Raw genomic sequence first — 11,679 nt, forward strand, 5'->3', positions numbered from 1 at the left:
CTTGGCCTCGGGGTCTGTCTTGGACTCGTGGGTCTTGTTGCTGCGCTTGCTTCCCTTGAAGTCCGCGAAGCCGTTGTTGTCGTTGTCGCTGTCGTCTTCGTCCTTGGGCCGGAAGCTCTTCATCGAGGCCCACGCGTCGAGCAGCGTTCCATCGACCGAGAAGTGGTCCTTGCTCATCAGACGGCGCGCCTGCGCCTCGGCGACCACGTGCTCGAAGAACTTGCGCGTGGCCTGGTACTCGAGCAGTCGGTCTCGGTTGTCCGAGAACGCGCAGTGATCGAAGGGCGTCTCGACCATGTCCATGCCCAGAAACCAGCGAAACAGCATGTTGTAGCGCAGCTGCTCGCACAGCCGGACTTCGCTGGGGATCGAATACAGCGCCATCAGGAGCATCGACTTGAGCAGGCGCTCGGGCGGCACCGAACGCCGACCACGCTTCGAGTACATGCGGTCGAAGGTCCGATCCATCCGCTTGAGAGCGGCGTCCGCGACCTCCTTGATCTCGCGCAGCGGGTGATCCTCGGGGATCTGCTCCTCGATGTTCATCAAACACAGCATCGAGGCTTGCTTCGGCTGACGGCCACGCATGACTTCGATAGATCATGCGCGGTCGTTGATGTCGAGGTCTTTTTCCGATGTCCTGCTAGTCGCTTCCGAGCGCCGCCATGGCTCGTAGTACCTTGGTCGCACCTTGCTGCTCTCGCACCTCGCCGCTGCGGCCCTGCTGCTCTCTGCGCCGCAGATCGACGTCTACACCATGGGCACGGGCGACGCCCTCTTCCACCGCTTTGGCCACGCGGCGATCTGCACGGTCGACGACGAACGCCCCGAGCGCTCGGTCTGCTTCAACTACGGGACCACCGACTTCGGCTCGCCGCCGCGCGAGCTCGGCTGGGCCTTCGTCCAGGGCGACGCGCCCTTTTGGGTCTCGAAGTGGCGCCTCGATCGCATGCTCGCCGTCTACGTCGCCGAGGACCGCACGGTCTGGCGCCAGCGCCTGCCGCTCACGCCCGCGCAGGCCGAGGCCGTCGCCGCCAAGCTCGAGGCCGACGCTGCCCAGTTTGACGGCGAGAGCCCCGAGGCCAACTACGACTACCACCACTTCCAGGACAACTGCACGACGCGGATCCGCGATCTCCTCGACGAGGCGACCGAGGGCGCGCTCTCCCTCGACTCGGGCACCTCGACCAAGCGCAGCTATCGCGAGTACGGCGAACAGGGCCTCGCCGACATGCCGCTGATCCCCGCCCTCGGTCAGCTCCTCGTCGGGCGCGCGGCCGACGAGGAGATCGACGCGTGGCAGGCGATGTTCTTGCCCCGCTACCTGCGAAGCGAGCTCGAGCAGCGCCTCGCCGCCACGCCCGAGCTCGTCCACGCGCGCCAGGGTCCGCCCCCGGTCCACGCGGACACCCGGGGCTCGAGCCTGCCCTATCTGCTCGGCTTCGTGAGCCTGCCCTGCGCGCCGGCCCTCGCGGGTCTGGCTTGGCCCCGCGCGTCGCGAGTGTGCTTTGGCATCGCGGGCGCGCTGCTCGGGCTGGTCGGGCTCGCGCTGTGGGCCCTGGCGCTGATCAGCCAGATGCCCGAGCTTCGCTACAACGAGGCGCTGCTCTTGTTTTGGCCCACGGACCTCGGCGTCGGCCTGATGCGCGCCGAGCATCGCCGCCGCTACGCGCTGGTCCGCGTGGCGGTGCTCCTCGCTTGTGGTCTCGGGCTCGCGCTCGGCGTGCTCCGCCAGCCCCTCGCCCTGATCTCGCTGGCGGCGCTCGTCCCCATGGGCCTGCTGGCGTGGGCCGAGTCCCGAGCGCTCGGGCCTACCGACCCGAGTCGAGGCTGAGGCGCTCCCGACGACGAGCCCAAAAGGGAGAGGTCGGCCAGCGCTGCTCGCGACGGTAGTGCTGATGGAGCAGGTCGAGGTAGTCGTCGAACAAGCTCGCCACGAGGTCGGCGTAGGTCGCCAGGGCCCCCGTGTCCGCGCCCCCGCTGAGGACCTCAGCCGCCGCGCAAGCCCCGTAGTAGCCCGTGGTCATCGCCGAGCCGATCCCGTGCGACGAGAGCGGGTCGAAGGCCACGGCGGCGTCACCGATCGCCAGCCAGCCCGGCCCCGCTGGCGGCGAGGTGTAGGCGCTCCCAGCACGCGCGATCGTGGCGCTGGGCTCGAGCGCTCGCTCCAACCACGGCCGCAAGCGCGCGCGGGTCTCGGGCGCCGCATCGAGCAAGGCACGCCAGCCCCCAGCCGTCCGAGCCGATCGCGTGTCGAAGAGGTCGCCGTCGCTCATGTAGACCGCGATCGCTCGACCCCCGCTGAGCGGGGCCGTGTACCACCAACCGCTCTCGATCGCCTCGACGACGGTGAAGCCGTCCATCCCGTCCATCCCCTCCCCGTCGCCGAGTCCAGCGGAGTCGAAGCGCAGGGCGAGGCCGACGAGGCGATCGAGGTGGATCCGCCGAGCGCCCGCGCCCACCGCAAAGCGAGCCGGGCGGCCCGTGGCGTCGAGGATGAAGCGAGCGTCGAGCTCGACGAGCGACTCCGGCCCCTCGAGCTCGAGCCGCCAGCCGCCCGCGCCGCCTGGGTGGCGCGCGTCGACGGCGTGGTGGTCCCACAGCCAGCGGGCCCCGGCCTGCTCGGCGGCCTTCGCCAGCGCGGCTTCGAAGCGGCGCCGGTCGAGGTGCCAGCCCGCGCCGTAGAGTCCAAACATGAAGTCCTCCTCGGCGGCCTCGGCCTGGCCCCAGCTCGCGCGGTTGCCGAAGCTCGGCCGGTGCGCGGCGGCGTCGAGCAGCTCGAGCAACTCGAGGCGCGCGAGCAGGGGCCGGACGCTCGGCGGCAGGCTCTCGCCGATCTTCTCGGCGGGTCCCCGGCTCGCGTCGACGACCACGACCTCGACGCCCCCGCGAGCGAGGGTGAGGGCGGCGGCGGCCCCAGCAGGACCCCCGCCGATGATGGCGACGCGGGGCGCGGTCACGCGCGACCTTCGCTAGCGATCCTCTCGGGTGTAGCGACGGCGACGCTTGGCGATCGGGACCGAGCGAGCGTCCTCGCCCTCGGGCGGCGCGTGCTTGGGACCGTCGAGGTGGCTGTCGGCCTTGCCCTGACCGTCGAGGGCCGGGCCGACCCGCCGCTCGGCGGCGATGATCTGGCGGCGGGTCGGGTCGTCCTTGGTGTACTGCGCGTTGCGTCCGGTCTCGATCCAGACCACGCGCGAGTCGCTGAGGTTGGCCTTGCCGCGGGGAGCGGGCCGCGGCGCGACCACGCCGAGCTTCCACCAGTTGGCGACCATGTCCTGGCGCCGCGCGTTGCCGTCGGGCGCGAGGTCCCGCAGCCAATAGGCGCGGAGGCTGAAGTGGCGCTGGCGCTGGGCCTCGGTCAGCTTGGTGTCGGCGCTGCGCTCGTAGCCGAAGCGGCTGAGGACCTCGTTGGGGATCCGCGCGGCCCAAAAGCTCGGCAGCGGCAGGTAGTAGGAGGCGTCGTAGCCCGACAGGCAGCTGGCCGAGTCGGTCTGCCAGGGCGTCCCCATCCAGCGCGTGAGGCTGCCGGGGCCGTTGGCCTGCAGCGGCCCGTCCTCACCGAGGCACTGCTCGGGCCGCAGGATAGGACCGTAGTCGTCGGATGGTTGCTCGCCCTCGGGCAGCAACTCGAGGCGATAGGGCGCCTTCCACATGCTCGCCCGGCGCATCGTCCAGGTGATCTCGATGCCGGGGTGGAAGGGCCCGCCGAGGATGTCCTCGAGGTGCGCGCGATCGAGGGCCTCGGGCTGGGCCGAGACCGCGAGCGTGCTCAAGGGCCGCGGCCGCCGACGTCCACGCCAGTCTCGCTCGAAGTCGCCGGCCGCCCACTGACGCAAGAACGCGTACTGCGTGGCCGTGACGGCGAGCTCGTCGTTGGGCAGGCCCGAGAAGTCGCCGAAGGCGTCGCCGTAAAAGGGCGGGATCTTGGCGGGCTTGGCCTTGCTCGAGTTGGGGTCGCGAAACCATGCAAACACCGTCGCGCGGGCGCGAGCGTTTTGCCGCCGCTGGGCCGGGGTGTCGCCGAGCTTGGCGAGGCGGGCGATCCGCTCGGGGTCGTTGAAGCTCGCCGGCGAGCCGTCCCCGAACAGCATGAAGAAGCCCTGGTTGACCCACTGGGTCCGCGAGAGGCGCTCGAAGATCGGGTAGATGTCGTCGGTGAACGAGGGCCGCTCCGGTCGCGGCAAGGGCTCGCCGCCGCCGACCCCCTCGCGGTAAAACAGGTCGCGGCACACGTCGTACATGGTCACGACGCCGAGCAAGCCGGGCCCGTAGTTGGGCGGCGTGGTCACGACCACGGCGGGCTCGGCCTCGTGGGTCTCGCCGTTGGCCAGGCGGATCGTCGCGCGCACCGGCCCGTCGGCGATGTCGTCGTACCAGCCCTCGTTGTTGGCGAAGGTCGTGATCGGGTTGAGGTAGTCGGTGAAGCTGGCCGCGTCGCCCGAGCCGCCGAGGACCACGAGGCGGCCGGCGTCGTCGGTGCGCAGCTCGCCGAGGGTCACGCTCTGGGTGCCCATGATCCGACCGCGCATCCGGTACTGGCGCTCGCGGCCCGAGGCGTTGGTGCTCGCGCCCGAGATGCTGCAGATCGGCGGGGTGATCGCGAGCTTGTCCCGGGCGATCCCGGCGTTGCGCATCAGCGACTCCTTGGCGTAGTCGCCGAGGTCCATCGCGTTGTTGAACATGTACCAGGCGGCCTTGCGCGCGGCGACGTGGACCCGCCACTCGATCTGGGCGTGCTCGGCCGTGACCTCGGCGACCGCCCGGCCCTTGGCGTCGAGCCCATACACGCGAAAGCGGCACGCCTGCCGCTTGATCCGACCCTGGGCGTCCTTCCAGCCCGGGTGCCAGCTGGGCTCGCGGCCGGGGACGTCCCCGTCGGGATTGGGGAGCACCCCCGGCGCTTCGGGTGCCATGAAGTACTCGACCGGTGCGTTGCCGACCCGCGCGACGCCGAGCGCCGGGTAGACGGCGTAGGAGACGATCTTCGGACTGAGTCCGGGCTTGGCTTTGGCTTTCCGCCTGACCTTGCGTGCGCGGGTCTTGGGCTGCTTTGAAGAACGCTTGGATTTTGCCATGGTGCACTGTCGACAACGGGTCGCTGGCCCATGGTAGGCGCGTTGGGTCCTCGCGCGCTGAGAAGTCCACGCAGCGCTGCGTGGATTCGGCGTGGGAACTGAGTGTTCGACGTTCAGCAGGCCCGCTAGACGGCTTCGTCGTCCGGGACGATCCGGACCACCCCCGCCCCGCCGTCGACCTCGACGAGCTGGCCGTCTTCGAGGCGCTCGAGCAGCCCCGGGATGCCTGCCACGCACGGCTTGCCGTACTCGCGGGCGACCACGGCTCCGTGCTGCAGCACGCCGCCGACCTCGAGGACGATGGCGCCAGCGTTGACGAACAGCGGCGTCCACCCCGGATCGGTCGTGTGCGCGACCAGGACCTCGCCGGGCAGCACGGGCTTGGCGTCCGCGCGCTCGAGGACCTTGACCCGCCCGCGGGCGACCCCGGCCGAGATCGGGTGGCCGCGCAGCTCACCGGGTCGCTCTTCGCTGGGCGCCGGACCCAAGATCCGCCCGCGCGAGTCGATCACCGCGGGGAAGCGCTTGACCAGTCGACGCAGGCGCGCGTGGGCGGCCGCGTTGTTGGCCGCGAGCGCGCGCAGGTCGAGGCTCGGGTCCTCGCGCCCGGCCTCGAGCTGCTCGAGGCGCAGGTGGACGAAGTCCTCGGCGTCGTCGAGGCGACCCGCGCCGACAAAGCGCTGGCCTTCGGCCCGAGCCCGCCGACGCAAAGCAGCAAAGAACAGCAGGTACTCGTGCTTGGGCGTGTCGCGCACGCCCGCGAAGCACTCGACCCACCGCAAGGCTCGCCTCAGCAGGCGCCGACGCAGGGGCCCGACGCACGCCAGCGCCTCGGCGGCCGCGGCCCGTCGACGCGCGACGCTGCGCTCGTGGACGGCCTGGGGATCGAAGCCGCTGGCGCCCATGGTGCACAGCTGGCGCGCGGCGATGATCGGCGCGTCGGCGTAGCGGGGGCTGCCGAGGTCGACCTCGTCGGGCCCGCGCCAGCCAAAGCGCGCGAGGAAGTCGTCCCACGCGGCGAGGGCAGGCTCCGGGAGCGCGCGGCGCTCGAGGGCGTCCGCGAGCGCCTCGGGGTCCGCCCGCGCCTCGGGCTCGAGCAAGTTGGCGACGCGGAACAAGGCCGCGCCCATCTCGACCACGACGTTGCCCTCGAAGCCCCGGGTCAGCGCCTCCCGCTGCGCCTGCGCCTTGGCGGGCAGCAGGCGCTCGACGAGCCCGAGCCCGCCGAGACCGATCGCCATGCCCGGCATGGTCACCTCGATCACGTGTCGGATCACCCGCAGGCTCCAGCCTTCGATGAGCTCGGCGACGCTCGCGTCCTCGGGCAGCGCCCGCATCTCGGCCTCGAAGGCGGCGATCTCCGCGTCGAAGCGCTGCCGGGCGGCCTCCGGGGCCCAAGCCGCCCGCGCCGCCCAGGCGAGCGCCCGCCGCATCCGCCAGACCGCGCGCGGGTAGGCGAACAGCAGCCACGGGCTCATCCACGACGGCCGCCGCCTCGCCCGGTAGCGGTCGCGCTCGACGTTGGCCAGGATCGCCGCGCTCAGACCGTCCGCCTGCTCTTGGCCCTTGGCCAGCTGCGCCGGGCTCATCACCCGCAGCAGGTTGGACAGGTCCTGGTACATGCGCCCGCCCTCGAGCATCCACAGCCGATCCTCGGGGCCGATCGTCATGGGCAGCTCGCCGAGGTAGGTGCGCACGAGCCAGCCCGTGAACGCGGCCATCCACGACTCGCCCAGGGCGGTGATGGGCGCGTTGATGGTCAGCCCTCCCGACAGCCCGATGTCCATGTACAGCCTGCGGCGCTCGCCGGGGGCCGTGGCCATGGACTCGGGCAGGGGCACCCAGGCCGTGATCGCCCGGGCCTGCAGCAGGCGCAGCTCGCCCTCCGCGTAGGCCCACTCGATGTCCACGGGGAAGCCAAACAGGGCCTCGATGCGGCCGATCGCGTCGGCGAGCTCGAGCAGCTGCGCGTCGCTCAGGCACAGCTCCTGGCGCGGCTGCTCGTCGGCGCGCGTGCCCGACTCCGGGTCGAGACGCAGCGCGCGCTGCTTGGTCCCCAGGCGGCGCTCGAGGATCGTCCGCGCGTGCTTGTCGACGACGAAGTGATCGGGCGAGACGGCGCCCGAGACCACGACCTCGCCGAGGCCCCAGGCCGCGTCGAACACGGCGTGGTCGTAGTCGTTGGTCAGCGGATCGATGGAGAAGCCGACCCCGGCGACCTCGCTGGCGACCTGGACCTGGACGATCACGGCGACGCTCGGGGCCAGGGGGTCGAAGCCGTGGGCGCGCTTGTAGTGGAGCACCCGCGCGTCGAGGCTCGAGGCGAAGCAGCGGCGCAGCGCGGCCTCGAGGCCCGCCCGGGTGACGCCGAGGCAGGTCTCGTAGCCCCCGGCGAAGGAGGCCGAGGCCAGGTCCTCCTGCGGCGAGGACGAGCGCACGGCGAAGCGCTCCCCGACCAGGGCCGAGTCGAGGGCGTCGAGGACCTCGCGCTGGCGGGCGTCGAGCTCGAGGGCGGGGACCTCGGCCTTCACGGCGGCGCAGGCCGAGGTCCAGGACTCGGGCTCACCAGCCGCCAGCGCGCGCCAGGCCGAGGTCTCGCGCAGCTGCGCGAACCAGGGCTCGAAGAAGGCGGTCGTCAAGGTCGCGCCCGGGGGCACCGGCAGGCCCGCCTCGAGCATGCGCATCAGCGAGGCCGCCTTGCCGCCGACGAGCTCGACCGGTGCGAGCGGCCCCGGGAACACTCGGAGCGCGTCCATCTCGCTCAGCCCCCTTCTTTCTCGACGTAGGCCTCGAGGGCCTCGAAGGCCTCGAGGGTCTCGCGCTCGGCGTGCCACTTGTCGAGGAGCAGCGGGAGCTCGCGCTCGAGGAAGGTGTAGAGCGCCGCGACCCGACGCAAGCGCGCGCGCTGCTCGGGCGGGGTGTCCTCCATGAGCGCGAGCCCGCGCTCGGCGAGGCGGCGAAAGCCGATCATCGACTCGAGGCGCCGGCTGAACTTCCGCTCGAGGCTGTCGGCGGTCAGGCGAAAGTAGGTCGCCCGGTCCCCCGGCAAGGCCACGGCCTCGATGGTCCCCGACGCGAGCAGCAGCCGGGTCATCGAGCTCACGCTGCCCTTGCTGACCCCGAGCTCCGTGGCGATCTGCGTGGCCGAGCGCTGCGGGGGGTCGCAGACCAACAGCAGCGCGACGATCCGCCCCGCGATCCGCGGCAGGCCCTGCTTCTCCCAAAACAGCGCGACGTCCTCGATGTAGGCGGAGAGCTCGTCGTTCATGCGATCTCGCTGCTGGAAAGCTACGCTGTTCATTATGTTCAGTCAACACTGAACTTTCTAAACTCACGATTTTTACTGCCGTGAAGCACAGCTTCGTGGCCGAGCGCCTAGCCGGTGACGGCCACCGGCACGGGCGCAGAGGCGGCGAGCTCCGTGCTCACGCTCGCGCCGATCGCCCGCTGCAGCGGACCCAGACCCCGCGAGCCCGTGACCAGCACCGCCGGGTCGCGCTCGGCGACGAGCTGCAGCACGCCCTTGACCGGGTCGCCCGTGAACACGTGGTGCTCGGCGTCGCCCAGGCCCCGCGCTTCGGCCCAGCTCTGAAGCTTCGCGTCCGCGCCCGCGCGCACCTCCGCCTCGAGGCGCGCGCGGGTCTCCGGCGAGAGGTAGGAGACGCCCCACGAGAACGCGTCGGTGCCGTAGGCCAGGAGCAGGGGCCGAGACAGGCGCGCGCTCAGGGCCTTGGCCAGGTCGACGGCGGCCTCGCAGTGCTCGCTCAGGTCCGTGGCCAGGATGATCGGGCCCGCGCCGAGGCCCGGGTCGCCGGCGGACCTATCTCCAAACTCGGGCGGCACGGTCACCAGCGGCACGGGCAAGCGACGCAGCACCCGGCGGGTCACCTCGCCCAGGCGCACGAGGGGATCGGCGCCGCGCTTGGCTCGACGCCCGATGACCAGCAGATCCAGCTTCAGCTGCTCCGCCGCCCCGCTCAGCCCATCCTCGATGGTCTGCGCCTCGACGACCTCGACCTGCTGGGCCGCCTCGGCGATGCCCGCCCCGCCGAGGAGTCGGGTGACGTTGCGCGCGACCTGCCCGCGGATGGTGGCGAGCTCACCCGTCTCGAGGACGGGCTCGAAGAAGTCCGGCGCGGGGATCACGTGGAGCCCGACGACGGTCCCGACCGCTCCCATCGCCGCGACGAAGCGCACCGCGCCGATGTGCTGCTCATCGAGCTCCACGCCCACACCCACGCGCATGTCCTGGTCCTTGGCCATGGCCATGGCCCGAGCATGGCCCGAGTTGGACCGAGTCGTCGACGGCAGAGACTGCGGGACCCTCCAACGCGGCGCACGGACCGGACACGAGACACTGCGCTCGGGGCGCGCCAACGGAGCGCGGCTCGATGCCAGCTTTGGACCAGAATTGTCCACGCCAGCGACGAAATCTTCTGCCTCCGAACCCCCGCGGACTAGGTCATCGGCGATGGTGATCGAAGACCAAAATACGATCCGCACTGCTCGACCCAAGCGCAAGGTCGCCCTCGCCGTCCTCGACGAGAGCACCGCGGCGCAGCTACGCAGCAACCTCGACGAGACCAGCGACCTCGAGATCGTGTGGAGCGGCACGGACGTCGAGGCCTTCCGAACAGAGGCTCCCAAGGCCCAGGTCGTCCTCGCCAACATCGAGCTCCTCGGCGAGACCCCCTCCGAAGGCATGAACGAGCTCGTCGATCGCACCGGCGCCGAGTTGGGCATCGCCCTCTACGCCTACGCCAAGCGCTCGACCCTCGACGAGATCTCCAGCCAGCGCATCCGCACCCTGCGCTCGCCCTTGAACCTGCCCATGCTGCGCTGCCAGATGATGGGCCTCATCGCCCGCAACCTGCTGCGCGCGCCGCCGCCCCCGACCGAGCCCGACATGAGCGCGGCCCCCAACGTCGAGCCGCCCATCTACAGCAACGCCCAGCTCGGCAAGCTCCAGCAGATCTCCACGGCCGTCGACTGCGAGTGCCCCAACCACCTGGCGACCTTGCTGCAGAACCTCTCGGACTTCGAGAACTACTCGAAGAACTGCGAGAACAAGAACGACGAGGACGCCAAGATCCACCGCATGCTCTACGAGCACACCGCCCAGGCCCGGGCCCTGCTCGAGCGCGCCATGGGCCGGCTGATCGAGCACGAGCAGATCGAGCTTTGAGCGGCGGGCCGGCGCTCCAGCTAGGCCAATCCTAGCGCGAGCCTGCGCCCAGCTCCATGAGATCGCGCTGCTGACCACAGGTCGCAAAGCGCTGGACGCCGGAGCCATCCGCCCTACGCTCCGGGCGCCTCATGACCGACACCACCTCCCGCGTGCTGGCTCAGCTGCTCGACGACCCCGCGCGGGTCCAGACCCTCCGTGCCCTCCCGCCCCCGCGCTTCGGCGCGCTGGTCCGCGAGCTCGGCCTCGAGGACGCCGGCGAGCTCATGGCCCTCGCTACCTCGTCCCAGACCCTCGCGGTCCTCGACGAGCAGCTGTGGACCGACGGCGCCGGCTCGCCTGAGGAGCAGCTCGAGCCCGAGCGCTTCGCCCTGTGGCTCGACGTGCTGCTGCAAGGCGGCGATGGCCTGACCGCTCGACGCTTGCTGGAGCTCCCCGAGGCGCTGCTGATCGCCGGCCTGTGCGGCCAGCTCTTCGTGCTCGACGTCGACGCCCTCGGACACTCGATGGCCGGGGCCTCGTGGCGGGACGCCGAGCTCGCCGAGCGCATCCTCGACGCCTGCCTCTACCTCGAGCTCGACGGCTACACCCTCGTGGCCAAGCGCGGCCTGGGCTGGGACCCGACCGTCGCCGCGCTCTTGGCCCTGGACCGGGTCGACCACGAGCGCACCGCCCGCGTGCTCGGCTGCTGCCACGCGATCACGCTGCAGGCCCTCGAGGGCGAGGAGGACGGTCTCCAGACGATCCTGAGCGCGCAGGAGACCGTCGAGGCGGACGCGCTGGCCGACCGCAACGACCGCCGCGCGGCCCAGGGCTTCGTCGCGTCGGCGGACGCGAAGGCCTTCTTGAAGCTGGCCGAGCAGACCCCCCTCGACCCCGAGGCCTGGGCCGCGTCGCTCCAGGAAGATCCGATCACCCGCGCCTGCGTCCGCGAGCAGCTCGCGGCCGCAGAGCCTTCCCCCGCCACCGCCCCGACCCCCGCGCCGGCATGGCTCGACGCGCTCGAGCCCATCGGCGAGCCCGCGCCCAACCGAGCGCTCCCCGAAGGCGCATCTTGCCCCGTCGAGACTGCGGCCGTGACGCGCCTGCGAGCTGCCCTCCAGGCGCTGCAGCGCCACGATCCCGATCGCCACACCCACCAGCTGGTCCGCCTGGCCTTCCTCGCCAACGTGCTGATGACCGCCGGTCGTCGAGACGGCGACGCCCACGAGCCCCTCTCGGCCAGCCGCGAAGCCCTCCAGATCACGGCCGAGGGCCTCGACCGCTACCGCGCAGAGAGAGCAAGACAGGGCGACCCGTGGGCCCCGCTCGAGCGCGTCGGCGTCGACGGCCTGTTTCGGCTCGGCTGGCGATCCCGCCCGTGATCGCAGCCGCGAGGGCTGTGTTCGGGGCTGGGGCGTCGATTGGTGTTCGCCG

Annotated in this window: 8 protein-coding genes and 1 pseudogene; 3 read left to right on the forward strand and 6 right to left on the reverse strand. The window is 71.6% G+C overall.

Translation table 11 applies throughout. The features are described 5' to 3' along the window. A partial coding sequence (locus PPSIR1_RS28660; RefSeq protein ID WP_006973615.1) for an IS5 family transposase occupies positions 1-546 on the reverse strand: 546 nt, incomplete at its 3' end. A 145-nt stretch (positions 547-691) separates the two neighbouring features. On the opposite strand from PPSIR1_RS28660, the gene PPSIR1_RS28665 reads away from it, so the two are divergent. Beyond that, positions 692-1,834: a lipoprotein N-acyltransferase Lnb domain-containing protein gene (locus PPSIR1_RS28665; protein WP_006974702.1), complete on the forward strand. Its 1,143-nt coding sequence runs from the start codon at positions 692-694 to the stop codon at positions 1,832-1,834. On the opposite strand, the gene PPSIR1_RS28670 is transcribed toward PPSIR1_RS28665, so the two are convergent. The 5 genes from PPSIR1_RS28670 to PPSIR1_RS44110 form a co-directional block, all read right to left on the reverse strand. Then, a complete protein-coding gene (locus tag PPSIR1_RS28670) occupies positions 1,812-2,960 on the reverse strand; it encodes a tryptophan 7-halogenase (RefSeq protein ID WP_006974703.1) in 1,149 nt (382 codons plus the stop codon). The genes PPSIR1_RS28665 and PPSIR1_RS28670 overlap by 23 nt on opposite strands. A 12-nt stretch (positions 2,961-2,972) precedes the next feature. After that, complete coding sequence (locus tag PPSIR1_RS28675; protein WP_006974704.1) at positions 2,973-5,078, reverse strand: LodA/GoxA family CTQ-dependent oxidase; 2,106 nt, start codon at positions 5,076-5,078, stop codon at positions 2,973-2,975. Between the two features lie 125 nt (positions 5,079-5,203). Beyond that, positions 5,204-7,834, reverse strand: coding sequence for a PEP/pyruvate-binding domain-containing protein (locus tag PPSIR1_RS28680; protein ID WP_006974705.1), 2,631 nt, complete (start codon positions 7,832-7,834; stop codon positions 5,204-5,206). Between the two features lie 5 nt (positions 7,835-7,839). Beyond that, positions 7,840-8,346: a GbsR/MarR family transcriptional regulator gene (locus PPSIR1_RS28685; RefSeq protein WP_006974706.1), complete on the reverse strand. Its 507-nt coding sequence runs from the start codon at positions 8,344-8,346 to the stop codon at positions 7,840-7,842. Positions 8,347-8,453: 107 nt separating this feature from the next. Continuing rightward, positions 8,454-9,347 (reverse strand): universal stress protein, encoded by an 894-nt coding sequence (locus PPSIR1_RS44110; RefSeq protein WP_006974707.1) that lies wholly within the window; start codon positions 9,345-9,347, stop codon positions 8,454-8,456. Between the two features lie 202 nt (positions 9,348-9,549). Between PPSIR1_RS44110 and PPSIR1_RS44115 the strand changes: the two genes are divergently transcribed. After that, positions 9,550-10,263 (forward strand): hypothetical protein, encoded by a 714-nt coding sequence (locus PPSIR1_RS44115; RefSeq protein WP_006974708.1) that lies wholly within the window; start codon positions 9,550-9,552, stop codon positions 10,261-10,263. A 107-nt stretch (positions 10,264-10,370) separates the two neighbouring features. After that, positions 10,371-11,627, forward strand: a pseudogene (locus PPSIR1_RS28700) (DUF6178 family protein); the annotation flags it as partial. Between the last annotated feature and the right edge of the window lie 52 nt (positions 11,628-11,679).

It is taken from the genome of Plesiocystis pacifica SIR-1 (assembly GCF_000170895.1).
Lineage (GTDB): Bacteria > Myxococcota_A > Polyangia > Nannocystales > Nannocystaceae > Plesiocystis > Plesiocystis pacifica.

Coding starts and splice junctions, on each gene's coding strand:
- PPSIR1_RS28675 (WP_006974704.1), bottom strand. CDS start 5,078: ATGGCAAAATCCAAGCGTTCTTCAAAGCAGCCCAAGACCCGCGCACGC.
- PPSIR1_RS28680 (WP_006974705.1), bottom strand. CDS start 7,834: ATGGACGCGCTCCGAGTGTTCCCGGGGCCGCTCGCACCGGTCGAGCTC.
- PPSIR1_RS28685 (WP_006974706.1), bottom strand. CDS start 8,346: ATGAACGACGAGCTCTCCGCCTACATCGAGGACGTCGCGCTGTTTTGG.
- PPSIR1_RS44110 (WP_006974707.1), bottom strand. CDS start 9,347: ATGGCCATGGCCAAGGACCAGGACATGCGCGTGGGTGTGGGCGTGGAG.
- PPSIR1_RS44115 (WP_006974708.1), top strand. CDS start 9,550: ATGGTGATCGAAGACCAAAATACGATCCGCACTGCTCGACCCAAGCGC.